The 23,532-nt window shown below is 54.0% G+C and carries 12 protein-coding genes; 5 read left to right on the plus strand and 7 right to left on the minus strand.

Features of this window, described 5'->3' with window-relative positions; translation table 11 throughout:
• Window positions 1–831 precede the first annotated feature (831 nt).
• The 4 genes from murI to SPI6313_RS20255 form a co-directional block, all read right to left on the minus strand.
• Window positions 832–1,671, minus strand: coding sequence for a glutamate racemase (murI, locus tag SPI6313_RS20240; RefSeq protein WP_072622618.1), 840 nt, complete (start codon window positions 1,669–1,671; stop codon window positions 832–834).
• A gap of 111 nt (window positions 1,672–1,782) precedes the next feature.
• A complete protein-coding gene (locus tag SPI6313_RS24860) occupies window positions 1,783–3,198 on the minus strand; it encodes an N-acetylmuramoyl-L-alanine amidase (protein WP_072622619.1) in 1,416 nt (471 codons plus the stop codon).
• Between the two features lie 35 nt (window positions 3,199–3,233).
• Window positions 3,234–4,634: a cation:proton antiporter gene (locus tag SPI6313_RS20250; RefSeq protein WP_072622620.1), complete on the minus strand. Its 1,401-nt coding sequence runs from the start codon at window positions 4,632–4,634 to the stop codon at window positions 3,234–3,236.
• A 481-nt stretch (window positions 4,635–5,115) separates the two neighbouring features.
• Window positions 5,116–6,201: a hypothetical protein gene (locus SPI6313_RS20255; RefSeq protein ID WP_072622621.1), complete on the minus strand. Its 1,086-nt coding sequence runs from the start codon at window positions 6,199–6,201 to the stop codon at window positions 5,116–5,118.
• 283 nt (window positions 6,202–6,484) lie between these two features.
• Here SPI6313_RS20255 and SPI6313_RS20260 point away from each other — a divergent pair, with 283 nt between their 5' ends.
• Window positions 6,485–8,200 carry an ABC1 kinase family protein gene (locus SPI6313_RS20260; RefSeq protein WP_175551196.1) on the plus strand — a complete coding sequence of 572 codons (1,716 nt, stop codon included), beginning with the start codon at window positions 6,485–6,487 and terminating at the stop codon, window positions 8,198–8,200.
• A 173-nt stretch (window positions 8,201–8,373) separates the two neighbouring features.
• On the opposite strand, the gene SPI6313_RS20265 is transcribed toward SPI6313_RS20260, so the two are convergent.
• Together SPI6313_RS20265 and SPI6313_RS20270 are read right to left on the minus strand one after the other, a co-directional pair.
• Window positions 8,374–9,990: a Ppx/GppA phosphatase family protein gene (locus tag SPI6313_RS20265; RefSeq protein WP_072622622.1), complete on the minus strand. Its 1,617-nt coding sequence runs from the start codon at window positions 9,988–9,990 to the stop codon at window positions 8,374–8,376.
• Between the two features lie 492 nt (window positions 9,991–10,482).
• Entirely contained in the window at window positions 10,483–13,290 is a 2,808-nt protein-coding gene (locus SPI6313_RS20270; RefSeq protein WP_072622623.1) for a TIGR02921 family PEP-CTERM protein, read from the minus strand.
• A gap of 213 nt (window positions 13,291–13,503) precedes the next feature.
• Here SPI6313_RS20270 and SPI6313_RS20275 point away from each other — a divergent pair, with 213 nt between their 5' ends.
• The gene (locus tag SPI6313_RS20275; protein ID WP_072622624.1) at window positions 13,504–17,415 is read left to right on the plus strand and encodes a two-partner secretion domain-containing protein; all 3,912 of its coding nucleotides are present in this window, start codon (window positions 13,504–13,506) and stop codon (window positions 17,413–17,415) included.
• A gap of 56 nt (window positions 17,416–17,471) precedes the next feature.
• Here the strand turns inward: SPI6313_RS20275 and SPI6313_RS20280 are convergent, their stop codons facing one another.
• Window positions 17,472–18,944: an XDD3 family exosortase-dependent surface protein gene (locus SPI6313_RS20280; protein WP_139276715.1), complete on the minus strand. Its 1,473-nt coding sequence runs from the start codon at window positions 18,942–18,944 to the stop codon at window positions 17,472–17,474.
• 289 nt (window positions 18,945–19,233) lie between these two features.
• Here SPI6313_RS20280 and SPI6313_RS20285 point away from each other — a divergent pair, with 289 nt between their 5' ends.
• The 3 genes from SPI6313_RS20285 (at window position 19,234) to SPI6313_RS20295 (ending at window position 23,395) form a co-directional block, all read left to right on the plus strand.
• Window positions 19,234–19,872 carry a sigma-70 family RNA polymerase sigma factor gene (locus SPI6313_RS20285; RefSeq protein WP_072622626.1) on the plus strand — a complete coding sequence of 213 codons (639 nt, stop codon included), beginning with the start codon at window positions 19,234–19,236 and terminating at the stop codon, window positions 19,870–19,872.
• Window positions 19,873–19,905: 33 nt separating this feature from the next.
• Window positions 19,906–20,802, plus strand: coding sequence for a DUF1822 family protein (locus SPI6313_RS20290; protein ID WP_072622627.1), 897 nt, complete (start codon window positions 19,906–19,908; stop codon window positions 20,800–20,802).
• A 148-nt stretch (window positions 20,803–20,950) separates the two neighbouring features.
• Window positions 20,951–23,395, plus strand: a complete 2,445-nt coding sequence (locus SPI6313_RS20295) for a CHASE2 domain-containing protein (RefSeq protein ID WP_072622628.1) — start codon at window positions 20,951–20,953, stop codon at window positions 23,393–23,395.
• Window positions 23,396–23,532 lie beyond the last annotated feature (137 nt).

Below are 23,532 nucleotides of genomic sequence, written 5' to 3' on the forward strand. Positions count from 1 at the left end.
AGGGTTCCATAGATTTTATCCATACGGTCAACACGTTGGGCGGTGGCATACTTCACCCCGTGTGAGTCACGAGCAGGTTAATTCATTTAAACTGCGGTGCGTCAGGGTATTCTGCTTGTAGCGCTGTATTCGAGTTACCGTTGTGGTAAAGAGATAACAAAGCAATAGATGCTGAGCAATAGCAAACGCAGATATTGTTCCATTGTTTGGGGTTCACCATGATGATTTGCTCCGTTTGGATTGACCAAAACAGCGCGAATGATTATGGTTACTTCAATTGATCCAGACCTGATTGCCTTGCGAAGATAGAAGATCTGAACCCCCCGAACTCATTGATCCTGAGGGATGGGGGCCTCACCGTCGAATAATGATTTGATTATTAGAACGGTTGGGATTTGTTCAACTTCACTCCCTTCAGACAGTTGACGATGAGTAATTATGCTGATGCGGTGCTTGTCAGGGCGCTCCTCATCATACACCATTGTTAATCTGACGCAAGTGCCCTCAGTGCTTGAGATGACACGCTGGAAAAAATATCTGTTGCTTACTGAGCGCGGCGATAGGGGATGCGATCGCACCCCTTGCCGAACTCAAGCCTCTCAACCCCACCTGATTACTATTCCTATCCGTGGAGGCGCACCGATGATGATTTTGATGATGGCCACAAGCTACTTATTGTTGGTCTACCTGTTGTTGACATTGGCGCAGCGTGGGAAACGGAGCCGGACATCAGTAACCCCAAAAGGTTAATTGATCCGAGGGTATCACTGAGCGCCTGACTCGTTTCCCAGGGGCTTGATTGAATCAAGACGATTTCCGCTGTTCCTTTCCTCACCCGCTTGAGTCCACCGGCTGAACGGATGCAGATTCTGACTGCACCGTCGGCAGGTGGACTTTTTCAACGTTAAGGGGTTGATTGAGCCATTTTTGCGCCAAGTGGGCAAAGGTGGCCGGGTCACCGCTGACCCCAAACCGATGGTCAACGGCTAAGGGCTGGGTGTTGTGTAGGCCCATCAGGTGGAGTTCCCGCGCTGCCGCTTGGGCGACGAAGGTGGCGGGGTTAATGCAGCGGACGGTGGGGGGCAGAATCCGGCGCAGGACGGGGGCGAGGTGGGGGTAATGGGTGCAGCCGTAGATCAGCGTGTCGATGTTTTGGGCGAGGAGGGGGGCAAGATAGTTTTGGGCGACCTGTTGGGTGTAGGGGTCGTGGATGCGATCGCTCTCAATCAACGGCACAAAATCCGGGCAATCCATTTGCCAAACCTGTGCCGTGGGATCTGCTTCGTGAATCGCGTGGGGATAGGCGAGACTCGCCACCGTTGCCGATGTCGCAATCACCCCCACCCGCTGCCCCCGATGCACCGCCGCCTGCGCACCGGGCAAAATGATTCCCAAGATCGGCATCGGAAATTCTGACTGCACTTCTTCGAGGGCGAGGGCGGAACTGGTGTTACAGGCCATGATCACCATCTTGGTGTTTTCGGCCGTCATCCAGGTGAGAATTTCCCGGACAAACTGCAAAATTTCCGCTTTACTCCGAGACCCATAGGGTAATCGCGCCGTATCCCCGAAGTAGAGAATGGATTCATGAGGCAAGGTTTGTTGGAGAGCTTGGAAGACGGTGAGGCCTCCGAGTCCACTATCAAACACACCAATTCGATTGTGTTGCATGTTGGTTACGGCGGATGTATCGTTAACGAGCGAATTTAGAGTAAAACCGCAGCGATGGCTGAGTTTTTGCTCAAATCGCACCTCAGTATAGCCTCGACGGACAGGGTGCGATTAATTTTGTTGCAGGTAGAGCAAGATCCCCCGTGCGATCGCCTGGGCCATTTGGCTGCGGAATTGGGGATTGGCCAAGCGGGGTGCATCTTCGCGCCCGGTGACAAAGCCCACTTCCACGAGCACCGCTGGCATTGATGAATTACGCAGCACATAAAAGCGGGCTTGCTTCACGCCCCGATTGCGAATCTGAATCGATTGCAAAATACTGTTTTGAATTGATTGGGCGAGGCGATACCCCGATGAATAGTAAAAGGTTTCAACCCCGTTCACATCGGGGCGGCTCATGCTGATGGCGTTGGCGTGGATGCTGACGAAAATATCAGCGCGGGCACGGTTGGCGATCTGGGTGCGTCCCGCGAGGCTGATGAAGCGATCGTCGGAGCGAGTCATGATCACCTGAACGCCCTGCTGCTGCAAAATCTGGGAGACTTCGAGGGAAATCGGCAAGACCACATCTTTTTCCCGCAGACCGCCAATGCCGATCGCACCCGGATCACGCCCCCCATGGCCGGGGTCAATGGCCACCAAGTCGCGGCCACTGGGTCGGGGCAGGGGGGTAGTGGGTTGGGGGGTGGTACGGGGGGGGATCGGGGTGGGGGGGCGCGATGTGGTGGGGGGAATCGGGACGGGGCGGCTGGTGGTGGTTTGGCGATCGATGGCCAGGGCGAGGAGGTTGGGGCTGAGTTGCCGGAGGTCGCCTACATCAAAGTTGGTGGCAGGATACACCAAAATTTCGACGGTGCTGCCCCGTTGCCGGACGCGCAATTGGGAGATGGGGCTGTTGACGGGGAGTTGAGATTGGGCGACGGCATCGGCGACGCGGGCGTTAGGAATCAGAATTTGATAGACGCGATCGCGCTGATTCCATTCCTTAGTGCCGCTGATGGCGCGATCGCTCCGAATCAGGAGTTGATTGCCCACCCCCAGTTCAATGGCATTGATCGTACTCACCGCCTGCGCTTCCAAGCGGGAGGAACGCGGAGCCGGGCGCGAGGTGAGCGTGGGGGCTGGTAATTGCACCTGCCAACGGGTGGGTGTTTGGCCCGTGATTTCGATTTGTTGTGGATCGAGGGTGTAGCCCTCCGCCAGTTCGATCAGGAGGCGACTGTCTTGATCCGTCATGGGCACAGCTTGGATGGATGCGATCGCCCCCGCCGCCCCTTCCGGCAAACGCAATTGATCCGGGTCTAACTGAGACAGATTCACCCCCGGCAGATCAATCACCAAACGAGTTGGATTTTGAAGCAAACGCGCCGTTGGCTGAACAGCCTCATCGGTGCTAAAAACAAGACGATTTTGGTCTGATTCAAACTGCCAAAAGATTAGACGTGCCGCCTCCACAGGCATTGCCCAAAACCATAAACCTAAAACACTCGAAACAAGGCTGAAGCGTGTGATGAGGTGGGATGGCATATCAGACTCAATCTAAACGGTAGTGAGAATAGGACTTATCCGCCTGCCTCCGAAGTCTCCGAGGCAGTGGGCTCCGGGTCACGAAACACAATACGTAACAGGGGAGGGGCCAGGAAGGTCGTGGAAATCACCATCATAATAATGGCGGCTTCCGTCGATGATGATAGCACTCCACTCTCTGCACCTACACCCGCAAAGACGAGGCCCACTTCTCCCCTCGGAATCATGCCAACACCAATGGCTAACTTTTTCAAGTCACCCTGTTGACCAAACACGGTAAATCCTGTAATCACCTTGCCCACGATCGCCACCACAATCAGGAAAGCCGCAATCACCAAGCCTTCGCGATTCGTCGGATTCATCGGGTTCAGCACCCCCAAATTCGTCCGGGCCCCCACTTCCACAAAAAACACCGGCACCAGTAAATCCGCCACCGGAATCACCTGTTTTTCTAACTTGGAGCGTTGGGAGGTTTCCGCCAGAATTAACCCCGCTGCAAACGCACCAAGAATTGATTCCAACTGAATCGCTGTCGCAATATAGGACAGGATAAACACCACCACCAACGCCGTCAGCAGTAGTTCACCCCTGGTCTTCATTTCTCCCACCAAATTTTCGTAGATGGGTTTAATCACATAGCGACCGAGCAAAATCGACCCCACCAAAAACGTTCCGGCACTAATGATCAGATAAACAATATTTATCACCTGCACTTCGCCGGTTTTCGCCAAACTCGCCACCACCGCCAGGACAATAATGCCCAGTACATCATCGAGCACCGCCGCCCCGATGATAATTTGTCCTTCCGTAGACGACAGTTTGCCAATTTCAGCGAGCACCTTCGCTGTAATGCCGATGCTGGTGGCCGTTAATGCTGCCCCGGCGAAAATTGAGGGAACAATGGGCAGATGAAACAAATAGACCAAGCCGAGAGTTCCGGCGGCAAAGGGAGCCACAACCCCAACGATCGCGACGACCACGGCCTGGGGGCCAACGCGGATCAGTTCATCGAGTTTGGATTCGAGGCCAATTTCAAACAGGAGAATAATCACCCCCAGTTCGGACAGCACTGAAATCACTTCACTTTGCGTTTCAAAAACTGCACTGGCCCCTAAGGGGGTGAGGGTGGTGGTCAGTTCAACAAATTTGATGATCAGTGAATTTTCAGCGGCGATTCCTTCGCCAGGGAACACCAGGAGTTGGAGGGCCGAGACCCCGACGACAACGCCGCCGACAAGTTCACCGAGCACCGGGGGAAGATTAATCCGGGCGCAGAGTTCCCCCCCAATTTTGCTGGCTAGATAGACCACAACGAGGCTGAGGAGGACGCTGGCAAGCACCATCGAACTGTCGGCTGATTCTGACGCTGTCGCTAGGATGGGGACGGATCGAGCAGCATCGAAGGTGAAGAAGGGGATGGAAAATAATTCAACCATGGGTAGGTCTAACAACAGTCACGTTCTCTTTACTGTACAAGGCCATTCACCTATGCTCTTCGCCTGGGTGCTGTGGCTGAGACTACCGAAGCGTGAATTTGGAGACGGCAGAGGTCAGCCCCACCGTTAACCTCGTGGCGTGTCTAGTCCAAGATGGCAATTGACATCCGCCCCGGCGTGAACGCACGGGGATTCCATCTATTTCAACAGATCAAAAAGTAACTCGAAGTCTGAGCGAAGTCGAAGTTTGAGCGAAGTCGAAGTCTGATGCTCCGGGGTTCGACGACCCTCACCCCTCTGGGCAATGACTCACCTTTTAACCCTGTCAGTCCACTAGTGCCGTGACATGTCTTAATTAGTGATTATCTTGTAATCCATGAAACTCTTTCCCGGTGGGCAGTGTCTACCCTACGCAAGATTTTTCTAATGTCCTTTTTTAACCCTGTCAGTCTACTAGACTGTGTGACTGACGGGGTGCGGCTTACTGTTGGATCAAGGTCAAGTCGGCCGTTTTGGTTTCCGTGCCTTGATTCGCTTGGACGGTGACGCTGTAACGCATGCCACCTTGGACAACCGGCGGCCGTGGCACGGTCACACCAAACGTCCCATCCGCCTGCACGGTGGCGGGCACGGCATCGAGCAGCTTTGTGCCGCTCCCCAAGCGGATTAAGCCGCCGAGGGCGCTCGGTGCGTCTGCGGTCACCGTTACATTCACGGTAGACCCTGGTGTGGCTGTCCCCGTGAGGCGGAACCCGTTGGCTGCATTCACCCGTGCATTGTTGGTGTGGCTGGTGATCGTCACAGCTAGAGGGGCGGCGGCGGGGGTGGTTTCGATGGGGTTTTGGGAAACGTTCGAGGTTTGGGTTTGTTGGACGGTGGCGGTGGTGGGGGTGGGGTTGAGGGCGAAGGCTTGGGCGGCGACGCTGTAGACGACTTTGCCACTTTTCTCGAACCGACCGACGACGATGCCTTCACTGACGCGATCGCTCGCTCCCACCGGGAACGTGACCCGATAGACCCCCGATGCGGTTTCCGTCGCGCTCAAGGTTCGCACGGTTTGACCATTTTGCACGAGGAGGACGGCGACCGTTGCTCCCGGTGTGCCCTTCAGTTCCGCCATGAAGGTGTCGCCATTGACGAGGGGCTGGGTGCTGGCGTTGTGGGTAACGCTGGCGATGGTTAAGGCCACATCAACGACATTGAACGACCATGCAGCCCGATAGCTCACCCCTTGGGTGTTGGTGAATTCCACTTGGACGGTGTGGCTTCCCGGTGCGAGGGGTTGCTGAGGACGATAGCCGAAGGTGTTGGTGTTGGTGTCAATAAAGCTCTGGGCGGTGACATCCCGACCATCAAGGGAGACCTTGAGGGAATTGGGGTTTACCAGGCGAGCGTCATCAAATTTCCAGGTGATGGAGCTGTTGTTGGGGACTTCTTGTCCCGCTGGCGTGGCGTTGACGATTTGTTGGGCTGCACTGGGTTGAGGTGCGATCGCCATGGGTAAAAGCACACTCGCACTGGCCAGTACACCCAAACTGAGACGAGACGAAAAATCGATAAACTTCATAAAACTTAAAGAAAGGTTAAGTAAAAACAATGACAGCAGACGCAACATCAGCACGGGTCTACAGAACAATGGCAAACCCACCAACGCCTGATCCCTAGACCGTTACCGACACAAATTACTCTATTTCGTAACCGTGCCACTTTTCCATTATCCGCATTGAACCGGAGCGTTGCCCTCTGCCGAAAGCGTCATTTCTCGTGAATTAGATCAGCAGAAAGTTTGTAGTTTTGTATACTAGAAAGGAATTTCACTTATTTTTGCGCATAGAGGCGTTTTAAGGCTTGTGAGTCAGTCTCTGCTTTCCACCGATGATGTAACCGGACAACGCTACGATCCTGAAGCGATCGCACAATACTATTACCGACGACCCTGGATTGTGATCGGACGCGCCATCTCCGTCGCATTCCTCTTGGGTACTTTTGCAATCCGTCTCATCCTCGATCGGTGGCGAGACCCGCAGCACAAAAACAAACCCAAACGCGCCACCGAACTCCGCGACATCCTGACCCAACTGGGGCCCACCTTCATCAAAGTCGGTCAAGCCCTATCCACCCGACCGGACTTGATTCACCCTGACTTCCTCGATGAACTGATCAAACTCCAAGACCAACTCCCCCCCTTCGACACCAAAACCGCTTTTGCGATTATTGAGCGCGAACTCGATCGCCCCGTCCAGGAAATCTACCAAGACATTTCGCCCCAACCGATCGCAGCCGCCAGCTTAGGCCAGGTCTATCGCGCCACCCTCTACAGCGGTGAAGCCGTCGCCGTCAAAGTCCAGCGTCCTCACCTCTTGCCCGTGGTCACCCGCGATCTTTTTCTCATGCGCTGGGCGGCAGGGTGGCTCGCACCTTGGCTCCCCTTAAATTTGGGCCATGACTTGAGTTTGATTGTGGATGAATTTGGCGGCAAACTCTTTGAAGAGATCGACTACATCAACGAAGCCCGTAACGCAGAACGCTTTGCCACCAATTTCCGCGATGATCCCACCGTTAAAGTCCCGGATATCTATTGGCGTTACACCAGCCATCGTGTCCTCACCCTGGAATGGATCAACGGGTTTAAACTGACGGACACTGAAAGCGCCAAAGCCGCTGGCATTGACCCCAATGAAGTGATCAAAATTGGGGTGGTTTCCGGCCTCCGCCAGCTTTTAGAATTCGGCTTTTTCCACGCCGATCCCCATCCCGGAAACCTGTTTGCGATGGCGGATGGCCGCATGGCCTACATCGACTTTGGGATGATGGATCAACTTGAAGAAGAAACCAAAGAAACGATCGCAGCCTCGATTGTGCATCTGATCAACCGGGATTACTACGCCCTCGCCCATGATTTTAATGTTCTTGGCTTCTTGACCCCAGACACGGATATGACCCCGATTATCCCAGCCCTAGAGCGGGTGTTGGGAAATGCGATCGGGGAGAGTGTTGGGAACTTTAACTTCAAAACCATCACCGATGAATTCTCAGCGTTGATGTATGACTACCCCTTCCGCGTGCCGGCGAAATTCTCCTTGATTATTCGCTCCCTCGTCACCCAAGAAGGCCTCGCCCTCACCCTTGATCCCAACTTTAAAATTGTCGAAATCGCCTATCCCTACGTGGCTCAACGCCTCCTGAAAGGGGAATCCCCCGCGATGCGTCGCCGCTTGTTAGAGGTGCTGTTCCAAGATGGAAAATTCCATTGGGCACGGTTAGAAAATATGCTGTTAATTGCCCAAACTGATGGGCAGTTTGATTTGCTGCCCACGGCGCAATTGGGGATTCAATACCTGTTTTCAGAAGAGGGGCAATATTTGCGCAATCAAATTTTGCTGGCGCTGACGGAAAACGATCGCCTCCACACCGAAGAAGTCCAACGGATTTGGAATTTGGTGAAGCATGAATTTGAACCGAATCGCCTCCTCCATGTGGCGTGGAATGCGTTTCGGGATCTTTCCTCTGAACAGGTGGCTGCGTTTGTCCGCCCAGACTCCACTCAAACACCCTCTGCGGCCTAGGTGCGATCGCACCCCTCAACCTGCCTTTGATCTCCCTCATCAGAGCAGAGCAGCGAGCTAGAAGCTCGCACTACAGAGGATCACAGTTCTGGTCGTGTGAGCCTCTGGTTCACTCCTGCCCGATCCAGACTCGCAACTTGGGTTATGGATAAGCCGTCAGTCCCCCGGCGGGACTAACCCACGGTGGCGGTGACGATGACGTTGTATTCTTCCTCAAACACGTCTTTTTTGTAGTCCAAGCTCCACAGTTCCAATTCACAGGCATCGTTGGGGTCGGTGGGGTAGAGATGGAGGCGGAGGGTGTCATGGTGGGAATCGTAGGTGCAGTGAACGCGGGAAATCGCCCCAATTTGACGGCGATCGCACGCCACCGCTAACCGGAGAATCGCACTGAGTTGATCGACCCGTTGGCGATCGGGTTTGTTGAGGCCGTGATAGGCGGGGTGCTTTTTCTTGGGTTTACTTTTGCGGTGGTAGCGGGCGATGTTGGCGATTAGTTCCACTTCCAGATCGGTATAGCCCAAAAGTTCCGCGTGACGGATCAGATAGTAGGAATGTTTGTGGTGGGCGGCGTGGGAAATATATAGACCGCTGTTGTGGAGCATCCCGGCAGCCCAGAGCAATTCGCGCTCGTTCTCGTTCCAAAAATGGAGCTTGCCGTGGAGTTGGTCAAACAGTTGCACCGCGAACTCGGCCACCCGTTCGCTGTAGTCCAGTTTGACGTGATATTTTTGGGCGATGCTGTAGACGCTGCGATCGCGCACCGCACTTTGATACTGCAACTTATCAGCAATCAGTTGATGGGTGAGCATCCAATCAACGATAATCCCTTCCCGTAACGCCCGCTCACAAATACTGATTTCCTCTAGCCCTAGCATTTCCATCGCTTCGAGCAGAATCACCGCCCCCGCCACAATAATTTCAGCCCGTCGCTCAGACATCCCCGGAAACACAGCGCGATCGTCATAGTCCAACTCAGCGAGCTTTTCCGTCAGGTCTTCGAGTTGCGCCCGCGACACAGTGTAACCATTGAGAGGATTGGGCGGTTCGTCAGTTTGGGAGCGGGCTTGCAAAATCGCCAGGGTTTCAATCGTGCCGGACGTGCCGATCATGCGGGGCACTTCGCCGGGTTTGAGCTTAGCCAAAATTTGCTCCACGGGCCGCTCCAACATCCCCCGCACATAGGCGCGGAGGTAGGTGAGTTCTTCGGTTGTGATCGGGTCGGTGTGGACGAATTCTTGGGTGAGGCGCACGGCTCCCACTTTGGTGCTGCTCAGGAAACGGGCATCTTGGCGATCGCATAAAATCAACTCTGTTGAGCCGCCGCCAATATCAATAATCACATGGGGTTGCGCCGTGAACTCCAGCCCCGACAGCACCCCCAAATAGATCCGCCGTGCTTCTTCGGGCCCCGAAATGAGGTTAATTTGCAGCCCCAAGGTCTCCTCCACATCACGGATGAAGTCCTGACCATTGGGAGCTTCGCGGGTGGCACTGGTGGCAACAGCAAGGAGATGTTGAGCACCGAAACTGAGGGCAAGATCTTGACAGCGACGCAGGGCGGCGAGGGCGCGATCGATGGCTTCCGGGGTGAGCTTGCCGGTTTTTAGATCGCGATCGCCCAAGCGCACCGTGTCTTTTTCCTTAGCGATAATCGAAAAACTCGGAAACTGGGGTTCAATTTTCACCACCACCAGATGAATCGAGTTCGTGCCGATATCGATCGCCCCCAGGATAATCGGCTCGGTGGCGGTGCGGGGGTTGGTCTGCGGGGTGAGCGATTCGGCCATAACAAAATTGGATAAGCGGTCTAGAGCGTCTCTAGTGGCTAGTGTACGGGCAGAGGGTGGCCGACGATCTGCCTTCGTGATGTTCTGTTGCGATCAGCTCTGACAAAGCCTCCCCAAGCAATAGGATAGGCGGCCAGAGTTTAACTCCACTCAACCCTCAGTACGCTAAATATAGAACAACTCCCCTCGTCCCATGGCTCCGCCGTGGGATGGACAACAGGCGGCAGAGCCTCCCATAACCAGGCGGCAGAGCCTCCCCATCGTCATGACTTGGCAGAGCCAAATCACGAGAAAATCCCAACTTCCCCAAACCCTCCACCACCTCAGCCAAAATTTGTGGGCTTGCCCAGCGCATTCAAAAGCGGCACAAAAGCAGTCCTCAGTAGTCAATGGCCCGTGAAATCGTTACCATACCCCCACGAATTTCCCACCGGGTTGGGGTGGGTTGTCCGTAGGGGCATGGCTGGGCCGTTGCTGGATCGCGCCAGGGGGTTAGCGGGCGAAGTGGCGGCGCTGGCGGATGATCACTAGGGTGATGATCAGAGCGGCGAACCAAGTGCCGGGTTCAGGAACCGTGGTGTTGCCCATGACGCTGGGGGGTTCTTGGAGGTCTTCGCTGCCATCTTCCACGGTGCGATTAAAGCGGTCTTCTCCCTGTTCTGCCTCCTTGAGCATGTTCCGCTGTTCATCGTTGACGAGGACGATCATGGAGGAATAGGGAGTGACGATCGCAGTCTCTTTGGCGATCGCATGGAGTTGATCCAACTGTTCCGGCTCGGTGGTGTCCGTCTCGCGGCTGAGGTGATGGATCAAGAACCGAGCCGCGAAGGGGGTAAAGCCATCGGGCGGGGTGGCGGTCGGGTTATCCGTGGGGGTCGCCTCCCAGCGATACCCATCCGCTAATGTGATCGGCTGACCCGATAACTCCGTCATGTGGTAGAGCATTTCCGGAATCGAGCCAGCCGCCCCGCCGCCGCTGGTCTGGATCGCAGCGAGGATGGCATCATCGTAGGCAGCCGGGTAATGATTGCCCAGATGCACTGTCCAGAGGGGCATCTCTAGCGCGGGCAGGCGATCGGAATCGTCGGCGAGTTCGTAACTGCCGCGATCGGAGAGCAAAATCACCGCATCGTAGGGCGCATTGTCGCGCAGTTGGGCAAATTGCCGCACCATGGTTTTGAGTTGGACGGTGCCATAGAAGGGGGTGCGATCGAGGCTTGAAATCCCATCGCGAGGAACAGCATAGGGGTCAATCCCGGCCGTCGTAGCCACATAAAAATCGGCTTCATTATTGGCCAGGTCGCCATCCGTGAGGCCATGCTTCTCGATCCACTGCACAGTTTTGGCGAGTTCTTGCCGTTGTTCGTTCATGCTGTAGGAGCTATCGAGGACGATCGCTAGCCGCTTACCTTGGGGTTCGCGGAGGGGTAAATCCGCTAGAGGTTCAGCGGTGATAGTGTAACCGGCGAGGGTTGCCGTCTGGGGTTGGAGGGGACTGTCTGGGGCCGATCCTTGCGCCTCAAACCAAGTTGGGATGTTTGGGGCGGCTTCCCCATTGCGGAATCGTGTCGTTGTGTCGTCCCAGAAGACATTACGGGCTTCGCTCAGTTGTGGCAGCGGCCAACTGTTGGCACTGCGTAGGGTGCGATAGGTGAGCCAGAGATGGAATTTAGCGGGTTCAATGCCGTTGTTGCGTTCCCATTGGTCGGGTTGGGCGGGGATGGGGAAGGCGCGGAGGCGGTAGTTGCGGGGGCCCACTTGTTCGAGGAGGGCGGGGTCGATGGGGCGTTCGCGTTGCACTTGGGAGGTGTAGACGGCTTGGGCGGCTCCCCGTGGCGAGACTTGGAAGGGGTAGCGATCGCTCAAATTCTCCGTTTCTCCCAACCAAATCCCCGTAATCACGGCACTTTCTGGCAGGGAGAAGGAATAGAAAATCTCTTCCACTTCAAAGGTTTGGTTGACATAGACTTCATGAAGTTCCACCTCTGCCCAATCGCCAGCGGGGGTGATGGTGAGGTCTTGGCGTTCAAGGTGGACTTTTTCCTCGCCAATATTGAGCACCCCAGCATTAGCCGCATCGAGCATGGTGGTGGATTTGAGGGAGTTGAGGATGGCGGCCTGTTCGCCTTTTTGGATTGGGGTGTCGAAAAATTGGGCGTAGAGTTCGCTGGCGCGATCGTTATCGTTGCGATCGCCGTTATACAAAAACGCAAACAACAGCAGATCCTGAAACTCTTGCAGGGTTTGGGCCACACCGTCTGGCACTCGTAAGGACTGTTGATATAGCCATTCAATATTACTGGTGTCTTGATTCGTCCCCAAATAGCGATAGGGATGGAGATAGGCATTGAGGAGGCCGGCACGAATGGCGGGGGCATTTTCCAGGAGGGCTTGGCGGGCTTGGGGGGAGGAGATATCTCGCTCTAAGAAGGCAAAGGCGCGGTTTTGGGGTTGGCGATTGAGACCGCCAGCGATCGCAATCCACGCGGTCAAGGTCGCCACCGCCAGGATCATCGCCGTTTTCCGCCCCCGTTGAGCTGCAAATTTCCGCAAAATCCCCCGCCCAGAGTCCACATAAAACAGGATGAAACTCATCGGCATCGCCAGGAAAAACACCACACTCAGGCCAAACAAGGCAGTGAAAAACAGACCCTGAAGCACCGTATCCAAGCTCCCCTGGGCCAAATTCGCCCAAAACCACTGCCACGATTCTCCCAGACCCGTCCAAAAATACTCAGAGGTGATCCAGTCCGCCAACCCCGTCAGCACAAAGCCCGCCACCGGCACAACATAGAGCATCAACAGCACCCCAACATACACCCCCATCAAAATCACGAGGGTTTGGGCTGCCGCTTGGAGGGGCGCGAGGCGGCGCGGCAGGCCGTCCCGATCGCCCCAATAGCCGGTGATTTGTGTGACGCTAAAGGTGGCGATCGCCACCAGCAGCGACCCCAAGAGCCAAAAGCTGGCGGGGTTTAGTTCCCGTAGCACGAAAAAGCGCAGCAAACAGAGGACAAAGAGGGGCGCTTCAATGCCAAAAAAGAGGCGAGTTTGGGCCAGGGGTTGCTTGAGTAGTTTGGTGTAGGCGATCGCTGTACAGATCGGGGGAATCGCTAAAAAGCCGATTAACGTGATCGCAAATTCCCGTTGGATTTCCCCCGATGCGATCGCCTGGATCGTCTCAACCCCGAACTCTGGCAACCACATCAAGTACAACACCACCAGAAAACACAAATTCCAGAGTCCAAAGATGCTGTAATGAACCAGATTCAGCAGCGGTTTTACGGTTTTCCAGCGCATGGTGTCTCTCCAAATGAGGGGCCTTGTTCTACTCTCACCGCAAATCTCCTGAATTTAGGAAAATCTTAAAAATTGTTACGACGATGACCCGCGATCGCCCTCCATACCGACCCAATCCCCGACCGGCCAAGCCATCACAACAGCACCCAGCCTCAGGACGGCTACGATGAGCGACAATGAATCTCAGGGTTCTGATGTTGTTTCTGGTGCGGCATGATGCGTATTTTAAATCGGGTTAGTCTTGCGATCGCCGTCGGCACGCTGGGCATCAGCGGGCCTGCATCGGCTCAAATCGTGCCGGATCAGACCCTAGGGGCTGAACAATCCATCCTGAACGACACCCTGATTCAAGGCGGCGCAATCCGTAACACGCATCTATTCCACAGTTTTCAAGAATTCAACGTCGGCAATACCCAACGCATCGACTTTGCTAACCCCACCGGTATCACAGATATCTTCAGCCGCGTCACCGGCTCCAACCCCTCCCACATCTTCGGCACCCTCGGTGTACTCGGCCCTGCCAATCTCACCCTCCTTAACCCCAACGGCATTCTCTTCGGCCCCGATGCCCAGCTTGATCTTCGTGGCTCTTTCACCGCTACCACCGCCCACCGCATCCCCTTCAGCAATGGCTACGAATTCGGCACAGAACAACCCCAGTCACCCCCCTTGCTCAACATCGGTGTACCGTTAGGGCTGCAATACGGCACAAACCCCGGCAATATCGAAAATTTTGCCCAGTTAGCAGCGGGGCAAAATTTACACCTCCTCGGCGGCGATGTCATCCTGCACAATCAACTCTCGGCAGGTGGGAATTTAACCCTGGAGGGTCAGGGGACAGTGCAGATCCGCGATCGCACCGATCAACCCTTCATCGCCGCCGCCCAAGGTGCGCTCACGATTAAAAGCGATCGGATCGACATCTTCGCCCTCAACCACCCCGAAAGCGGCCTCTTTTCCGGCAGCGACATGACCCTCCGCAGCGACAACCCGATCATCGGCGATGCCCACTATTGGAGCGGGGGGAATTTTAGCGTTCAAAATTCAGATCGGTCTCCCGGTGATTTGATCAGCCCCCATGATCCTGTGATTCGGGCATTAGGCGATGTAGTCATCCGCACCTATATCGGCACATCCTTGCATCTGCTGGCAGGGGGCAAGGTACAACTCCAATCCGTCCAAATTACAGGGCCAGATAGTACCGGCAATGCGATCGCCCCCAGTGGCGGCCTCTATCCAGAGCTTGCGGCTGTCACACTGTCTAATGGCACAACAATCACCATTGATGGAGTCTCTCAGCCGGTCTTGGATGTGCGGGCTGGGGTTCAGGCGAGCGTGCTTGCGCCAGAAGACAGTATTGGTTCAAACTTCACAACCGCAGATGGAACGCGATTTCCCACCATCACCACCGCCGATATTGAGATTGGTGTGATCGCGATCGCTGATGACGGGCTGATCCTGCTCACCAATCGTTACAAACCCAATACAGCCATTCCTGACGGCGACATCACACTCTTTAGCGGCGGCTTGATCAACGCCGGCACATCCACCGGTAATGCTAGCGCAGTCGTTCTTGATGCACGCCGTGCTGTCAATATTGACGGCGAGATCAATACATCATCCACCGGAGGCAATGCCGGCAATGTTAGCCTCTTGGCTGCCGATCAGATGACGATTGATGGTGCCATTCAGGCTGCATCATCATCGGGTCAAGGCGGCGATATCAACCTGATCTCAGCGGATGACATGGCGATCAATGCTGAACTACAAGCCACATCTGGATCAGGTCAGGGCGGAAATATCAACCTCATTGCAGCAGATGGCATGGCGGTCAATGCGGCGATCCAAGCCTCATCCCAGACAGGTGATGCTGGAGATATTAGCCTCACCTCATCGGGGCAGACGACAGTGAATGCTGAACTACAAGCCACATCTGGATCAGGTCAGGGCGGCAACGTTCATCTATCGTCGGATCAACTGCTGCTCAATGCAGGCCTTCAGACCTCCTCATCGTTAGGAACAGCCGGATCAGTAACCTTGACTGCCTCAGATCGATTAGATGTTAACGCCACAATCGAAGCGGTATCATCATCGGGTCAAGGCGGCGATATCAACCTGATCTCAGCGGATGACATGGCGATCAATGCTGAACTACAAGCCACATCTGGATCAGGTCAGGGCGGAAATATCAACCTCATTGCAGCAGATGGCATGGCGGTCAATGCGGCGATTCAAGCCTCATCCCAGACAGGTAATGCTGGAGATATTAGCCTTACCTCATCGGGGCAGACTACGGTGAATGCGGATATTCAGGCGACATCCTCATCGGGTCAAGGGGGTGATATATTCCTGCGCTCTACCGTTGGCGGTCTGACCGTTAATGCTGATCTTTCAACATTTGCGGGTGGGGGTGATGCCGGTGATATTGACTTGATCGCAGATCGGGGGAATGTGGCGATCGCTTCCAGCCTGATCCGAGCCGACACCTTGGGAGCCGGACAAGGGGGGAATGTAACCCTCCAAGCAGCCCAAGGTCAGATCTCCATTGACGATTTTTCGGAAGTCTCTTCCCGAACCCTGGGCAGCGGCAACGGTGGCATGGTGGACGTAAACGCTACCAACCTTCGCATTACCAGTAGCTCTGCCCTGTATACCACTAGCACCAGCAGCGGGCGAGCGGGTGATATTAATATCAACGTAACCGATGCAATTCAGTTGGATGGTGGATCTATCTTTGCGAATACCTTTGGTGGAACGGGCAATGCAGGAAACATTGACCTGAAGGCTCGGACATTATTGGCTGCCAATGCGTCTCGAATATCCGCCTTTAGCCAAGGGGATGGTAGCGGTGGCACAATCACCGTGGAAATTGCCGAGCAGGTGGATTTAATCGGCAACAATGGCGGCGCAACGGGACTGTATTTAGGTGCTAATGCGACCGGAGACGCGGGCAGCTTAAGCCTGAAAACAAAACGGTTAAATCTGACAGATGGAGCACAAATCTTTGCATCAACTGCGGGTGTGGGTCAAGCGGGTTCATTGGACATTCGGGCAGCAGAATCGATTCAAATTCGCGGCACAACCCCCAATGGTTTCGTGAGTAGTCAACTGGCTTCAGACACATCCGGTAGTGGTAACGCTGGAAATTTTGTGATTCAAACGGCTCGGCTAGCGGTGCTAGACGGGGGTAAAATTTCCGCTTCAACGAATAGCTTTGGTCAGGCGGGTACGATGCGGGTGACGGCTTCTGAGTCACTGTGGGTACAGGGAACGGGGGGGAATGATTTGCCTAGTCAGATTATTTTTACGTCCGATGGGGCGGGGCGTGCCGGGGGGATTGAGATTAAAACCGGGGCATTGGAGGTGCGCGATCGCGCCCGCATCACCGTCAGCGGCACCGGGTCCGGCATTTCAGGAGACTTAGGCATCAATGCCACTTCAATTAATTTGCTCAATCAAGGACAACTCCAAGCGTTCACAGAAGCCTCAGCAGGGGGAAACATCCGCATCGTTTCAACAGACGCGATTACCCTGCGGTTCAATAGTGAGATTTCCGCTGAAGCCTTTGGGAACAGTAACGGTGGCAACTTGTGGATCGAAACCAATGGGATTATTTTCGGAATCTTGTCTGAAAATAGCGATATTGTCGCTAGTGCGGTGAGTGGTCAAGGGGGGGCGATTTTCGCTAAAGCCCTATTGATCTTAGGATTTCGTGAATTCCAAGGTCAGCGCACCTCAGCAAGTGACTTCACGGCTGATTCTCTCTTTGGGGTGGATGGTGTCACATCAATTACTGTCGAAGATTTCCAACCCGAACTCCAACTCCCCACGGATTTCGCAGCCGCTGATTTTGCACCGGCTTGTGCTCCCCGCCGCCCCCAACAGGAGGCGAATCCCAACAACACGTTTCACATTGTCGGCTTGGGTGGCCTCCAAAATATCCCTAGTCATGTACCCAACACCTCACCCCCAACCATTCCATGGCTCACCATCCAGGCTGAACCAGCAGCTTCCCCAGAGGAGGGCCCTGCGATTCGCGTCAACGTTCACAACAACCAGGATGATCGAGTACATCAAGAGCACAGTGGAGCGATCGCCTGTTATCCGCTGCTGCTGATGGATTAAAGCCCTCCATCAGTCCAAGCAATCAGGAGGGCTTGGGGGGAAAGGTCACCTCTGCACTAGCGTTTGCGGCGTAATTTTGCTGCCATCCCCAGGGTAAAGGCAAAAGCAAGCATGGTTCCCGGTTCGGGAGCAGAAACGCGCTCGTCGGTAATAGTCCGAATCCGGATGTTACCCACTTCTTGGCTTAAAACAGCCGGCAGCATAAAGGGCGGGCGATCAAAAAGATTATTTTCTGCATCACGATTATCAAAATGACCAAAGATCTTGAAACTTGACACCGCTTGACCAAAGCGTTCAACAAAATCAAAGCTATCTCCTGGACTTAGATTACGAATAGTGACGAGTTCACTAGTATTCGGGTCTGTAACTTGAATGGCGTACCGGTTGTTGGCGGAGATGCCGCAGGGAAAGTCAGGGATTTGGTGGAAGTGTGTACCATCTAACCCTTCAAACTCAAAGCCAGTATAGGCTGGGGGGTCGTACCATTGGTTACTTTGAACGTCGTAGAACAGTTTCCAATCACCATCCACAGCATCGGGAGCGAGGGCTTTGAGTTGATTATGGGTGACGGCACAGTTGTTATCTTCGGTGATTTGGCCTTTAGTGTTGAAGTCGCCAACGAGGAGGCCGCTGGTGTCGCTGCCGGTGTTATCGTCTTCGCTGATATCTGGGTTAGGGGTGGTGTTGGAACTCATGGAGCCGAGAAGTGACATGGCATCGTTGATACATTCTTCGATGATTGTGGCGATGAAGTTGCCGACCATATCAACTTGTTTCGGAAAACTGAAGCCAAAAATATTGTCACCTTCACCAAAGAACTGGCTGAGGTCAAAGCCTTCATTTTCGAGGTCATCCCGGTTGCGAATGGTGACATCAGCAACTTTTGTGCCTGACCCGGCGGCGATGACATTGGCGATCTGATTGTTTGCACCGTTGGTGAAGTAGCTGTCGTTATGGCGTAAATCTCCGACCCAGGCGTTGGGATGTCCCCCAGATCCGGTGACTGCGTTGTTGTGAATTGTGAAGTTACCGTAGCCTGCGTTGCTGCTGGAAACACTTGCACCACGGACTCCTTGGTAGAGGCCGGCTTCTAGGGCCCCTGAATCGTTATTGGGTGAAAAGCGAACGCCATACATTTGGTTAGTGTTGAAGGCACTTTCCAGATCCCCAGCTCCGGTGAAGTCGAAGAACATATCACCCCAGCCAATGTTGCCATCGGGGACGGGGTAGCCATTGAGCACGGTGGGAACGGTGCGACCGGTGAGGGGGAGATTTGCGTTTAGTCCGACCCAAATTTCGTTGGTGGTGGTGTTTTCTTTGATGGCGAGGCCGAACATTTCGTAGATGGTGCCGCCGTAGTTGACGGTTCCGGGGTTGTTGAGATCCCCTGCGATGCTGTCATAGCCCACATCGATCGCATAATGCCAACCGTTATGGAAAAATCCGGCTAGGCTAGGGGGTGCGATCGCACCCACGGCAGTCAAGGCGAGAATGCTGCTGGTTAAACCTTTGGATAATTGATTCATCATTCACTCTTGGTAACAATACAAACCCATCTGAATATCCCGTGTGATGTGCTCAAACAACACACAACCTCTCATTAAGATCTATCAGGCGATCGCGCCTAATATTATGCAGCGCCGAAAAAATTAGGCAGCACCGGAAAACCTGTGGTTAAGGTTTTAAAGCATATTCCCATGGTGTGATGAAAATATTTTGTATCGCTCCTTGCATAACGACTGGCCAAAATCCCTGAGGAATAGGTGTAGAGGCCCACCCTCAAACGTTGTTTATTCCCTTTCTTGTCACCTAAGCCTTATGTGTGATCTTGAAGCAGAGCTACAGCATCTAGTATCTCAAGCGCAACAATATCCGCTCCAGAGTACTCATCGTCGTTTGCTCTGCGATCGCATTTACCGTACCCTGCGAGATTCTAAACGGTTGGTCTATCCTCCCGTCCCGCCACTCCTGCAAGGTTCGTACGGTGAAATCTACAACACAGCACTCCAGCATCTGTTTGTCTATCTCTATAAAAATGTGGAATCTTATAAACCAGACCGAGGCGGTGTTTTAGCCTGGGTGAATTTTCTGCTCACTCGGCGCTTTCCCGATGCGATTCGCGAAGTTTCGGACTTAAGTAAATATGCGGGGAAACCCGTACGGATTTATTCTCTTGATGAACTGGATCATGAACCATATCCCCAACCCACCGAAAGGTTAGAAACAACACCTCAGGATGTCGTGAATTTACTTAGGGAAGACCCTGGTGATCAGTTTCAAAACAGTCATATCAAGGGTCATTCCTATGCCACATTCCAGGCGATCGCCCTCTCTCGGATTGAAGGATATAGCTGGCAAGAACTTTCAGAGCAATGGTCGATTCCGATTCCTACTCTCAGCGCATTCTATCAACGCCAAATCCGAGCCTTCTTGCCCCATTTCCAAGCTCATCTCTAAGCCTCAATCACTCTGTGCCAGGAGTTCAAATTCATGTCCACTCAACCCAATTTACCCATGATTATGCCGATTACCATTGAAGCTCACCAAGTGGCACAGCGATACTCTGGTGATGCCTTGCCACAGAGTGCAAAACATATTTATCTGAATACCTTAGCGATCGCCGTCGTCAGCGACTATCTCAACGCCCTCGGCATCACCACCGACCCGGCCCAGAGCGACAGCACCAACATCGTACTCCGCACCTTAACCCCAACCGCCGCCCTCTATATTCCCAATTGGGGACAGCTTGAATGTCGTCCCGTTCTCCCCACCGACACCCACTGCTATGTGCCCCCAGAACTCTGGGAAGAACGTCGGGGTTATGTTGCCGTCCAGTTTAATGCTGAACTCACCGATGCCACTCTGATCGGTTATTTACCCGTTGTTGCGGATGAATTTGTCCCCCTCCAGCGCTTTAAACCCATCGAAGCTCTGGTTGAAGCCATCTCCAGCACCCTCTACCCCTTGAGCCAATGGTTTAATGACATCATCGCCACAGGCTGGGAAACCGTTGAAGCCTTGTTTCACGACCACCATCAGCCCGCCTTGGCCTTCAGAGCGGTGCATCATGCGACCCATCCGACTTTGCGTCGGGGCAAGTGGATTCAGGTTGAACGGGGGGAGCATCAAATCGCCTTGCTGATTGAGTTGACGCAAACCCCAGACCCGGATTTAGATATTGCGGTGCAGGTGTTTCCGCAGCGCGATCGCATCCTACCCAACGATCTCACCCTCGCCATCCTTGACAACACCGATCAACCCGTCATGCAAGCATTAGCAAAAGAAAGCCCAAGCTTGAGTTGTGAATTTACGGGCCAACCAGGAGAACAATTTAGCGTCAAGCTGAAAATGGGAGAATTTAGTTTAGTGGAGGCATTCTTGATCTAGAGTCTGTTATTCGATCGGGTTTAACCGCCCTAACAGTGGGACATTGAGCCTTTTGGCAATGCTAAAACCACTGCTGTTAGAGAGTTAGAGAGTTTCACTATTTAATCAATGACACACCTCAGTCAATAATGACGATTCACACAAGCGAATGATGATTAAGCGAGTAGAGTTAGAGTTTGATGGCTCCCTTGAAATAGGGTTTCGTGTTGCCCTGACTCTGGGTGAAGACGGTGCAGCACCGATGTTGAGGGAGCGGGGCAATTTACCCCCAGCCCCGGAACTGCTCCGTCAACTCCGACACCATTGGATACAGACCTATCGCCCCCTGGGTGCGCCCTATAGTTGTCGCTGGCAAGGGGAACCCCAGGATTTTACCTTTCGGATTAAACCCAAGCGCGTGATCAGTGGTCGGCCATTGCAGGAGCAGATTGCCCTGTGTCATGATTCGGCCCGAACCTTGACGCAGCATTTCAATGAGTGGTTAATGGCGAAGTCATTTCGCAGGATTGACCTGATGCTGCGGGAACAATTGCATCCCCGTGACATGGTGCGGCTGTTGCTGCGGACGAATAGCTTGGAGTTTAAAAAGCTGCCGTGGGATGAATGGGATTTGCTCGATCGCTACCCCCAGGCAGTGGCTTCGTTTAGCCCGTTGGAAACTCGCGAGGTTTTGATTCCGCCGATTACTCAAACTGGCACGGTACGAATTTTGGCGATCTTAGGTCATAGTGCGGGGATTGATGTGGAGCGCGATCGCCGCCTCCTCCAACAACTTCCCTACGCCGAGCCGGTTTTTTTAGACGAGCCAACCCTGCAAGATATTAACGATCGCCTTTGGACAGAATCATGGGATATTCTCTTTTTTGCGGGCCATAGCGAAACCCAAGGGGAGCATGGCGTGATTCACATCAACCCCACGGAATCCCTCACCATTGAGCAACTGTGGTACACCCTCCGCCAAGCGGCTCAACGGGGGCTACAACTGGCGATTTTTAACTCCTGCGATGGGCTAGGACTCTCCCAACGGTTGGATGATCTCCATATTCCCCAGATGATTCTGATGCGCGAGCTTGTCCCTGATCGCGTTGCTCACCAATTTTTGACCTATTTTCTGCACACCTTTGCGGCGGGGGAACCGCTGTACGTGGCGGTGCGGCAAGCCCGGCAACGGCTGCACGATGAACTGGAGCGGGATATTCCCTGTGCGAGTTGGCTGCCGGTGATTTGTCAAAATCCCCTGGTGATGCCGCCAAGTTGGGAGCAGTTGGCGGGCCAAGGGGAAAAACCGGAGCCGTCCCCCATGCCCTCACCACCGCAGCGGCCGCGACCCCGGTTCTGGGGGTGGGGGGTAAAGGTGGGGGTGCTGGTGACGATCGCGATCGTTACCCTGCGTTGGTTGGGGGTATTCCAGCCGCTGGAATGGTGGGCCTATGACACGATGCTGCGATCGCGCCCCTCCGAACCCCAAGATTCCCGCATCGTCATCGTCGAAATCACCGACCGCGACCAACGCCTCAACCCCCACGCCGGAACCACCCCCAACTCGATCACCGATGAGGTGCTCTATCGCCTCCTCACCAAAATTGAATCCTATCAACCAAGTGCGATCGGTCTTTACAAACTCCAAGATGGTGATGCCGATGCCCAAACCCCCGAACTACAAACCTACTTAAAAAACACCCCCCACCTCTACGGCGTGTGTCAACGCAACATCAAGGAATCCGGGAGTTCCATCCCTGGCTCACAATACATTGAAGACGAGCGCCATGGCTTTGGCGACATCACGCTGGATCGCGATGGCGTAGTGCGTCGTCAGCTTTTGATCCTGGACTCTTCTGTAAAATCAACCTGTCACGCCATTAATGCTCTGAGCTTGAAAGTAGCCCAGCATTATTTCCCCACGATCTCAAACCCGGATGAGCAATTCACATCAGACGACATTTTACAATTCCATCATCCTGATATGGATTCCCCCCAACTGATCCACAAACTTCATCAACACCGGGGCTTTTACCACCCCCAACAGGATCACATCATTACCTATCAAATTCTGCTTAACTATCGCCAGCGTGACGATCTTAAAACCATCGCCCAAACTCTTTCAGTGACCGATGTTTTAACCCTAGAGGATCGCCAACTCGACGGACTGTTTCGCGATCGCATTGTCTTGATCGGCGTGAATCGAAGCGCATCTCCGACCTATCAAGACATTAACCATCAACCCATTCAACCGCTTTTCATTCAAGCCCACATGGTCAGCCAATTGTTGGATGCGGCGATCGGGGAGCGTCCCATTTTGCACTTGGCCAACCCAATCCAATCCTTGGCTTGGATTGGGTTGTGGTGTTTGAGTAGTGCGGGGTTAATGGTGTTATCCTGGCGAATATCCTGGCGGCCAATCGTGGCAATCGGTTGCTTATTAGGCATCGCAATTCTACTCAGTTGGCAGAGTTTAATATCTGGCTTAGTCTTGCCGATTGTGCCTGCATCGCTAGGGTTAATCACGGTGAGTTTAGTGATGCTCTATTGGGAGCATCCCACTTTGGCAGCCCTCACCCTAAATCCCTCTCCCAAGCAGGGAGAGGGACTTTGAATCCGGCTCCCCTTCGCCCTTTTTGGGAGAAGGGGCTGGGGGATGAGGGCAGATAAAGCCGTCAGTGGTAAAAGTGGGATGCTCCCTGCTCTATTCCTACAGTTTGCCTGTGTGGTCAAACCTTTGGCAGTCAATCA

Origin of the sequence: Spirulina major PCC 6313 (assembly GCF_001890765.1) — a bacterium.
Classification (GTDB): domain Bacteria; phylum Cyanobacteriota; class Cyanobacteriia; order Cyanobacteriales; family Spirulinaceae; genus Spirulina; species Spirulina major.

What these genes read in the sequence shown, in the direction of transcription:
- SPI6313_RS20250 (WP_072622620.1), bottom strand. Translation starts at nt 4,634, where the DNA reads ATGGTTGAATTATTTTCCATCCCCTTCTTCACCTTCGATGCTGCTCGA.
- murI (WP_072622618.1), bottom strand. Translation starts at nt 1,671, where the DNA reads ATGCAACACAATCGAATTGGTGTGTTTGATAGTGGACTCGGAGGCCTC.
- SPI6313_RS20280 (WP_139276715.1), bottom strand. Translation starts at nt 18,944, where the DNA reads ATGATGAATCAATTATCCAAAGGTTTAACCAGCAGCATTCTCGCCTTG.
- SPI6313_RS20265 (WP_072622622.1), bottom strand. Translation starts at nt 9,990, where the DNA reads ATGGCCGAATCGCTCACCCCGCAGACCAACCCCCGCACCGCCACCGAG.
- SPI6313_RS24860 (WP_072622619.1), bottom strand. Translation starts at nt 3,198, where the DNA reads ATGCCATCCCACCTCATCACACGCTTCAGCCTTGTTTCGAGTGTTTTA.
- SPI6313_RS20255 (WP_072622621.1), bottom strand. Translation starts at nt 6,201, where the DNA reads ATGAAGTTTATCGATTTTTCGTCTCGTCTCAGTTTGGGTGTACTGGCC.
- SPI6313_RS20295 (WP_072622628.1), top strand. Translation starts at nt 20,951, where the DNA reads ATGATGATTAAGCGAGTAGAGTTAGAGTTTGATGGCTCCCTTGAAATA.
- SPI6313_RS20270 (WP_072622623.1), bottom strand. Translation starts at nt 13,290, where the DNA reads ATGCGCTGGAAAACCGTAAAACCGCTGCTGAATCTGGTTCATTACAGC.
- SPI6313_RS20290 (WP_072622627.1), top strand. Translation starts at nt 19,906, where the DNA reads ATGTCCACTCAACCCAATTTACCCATGATTATGCCGATTACCATTGAA.
- SPI6313_RS20275 (WP_072622624.1), top strand. Translation starts at nt 13,504, where the DNA reads ATGATGCGTATTTTAAATCGGGTTAGTCTTGCGATCGCCGTCGGCACG.
- SPI6313_RS20285 (WP_072622626.1), top strand. Translation starts at nt 19,234, where the DNA reads ATGTGTGATCTTGAAGCAGAGCTACAGCATCTAGTATCTCAAGCGCAA.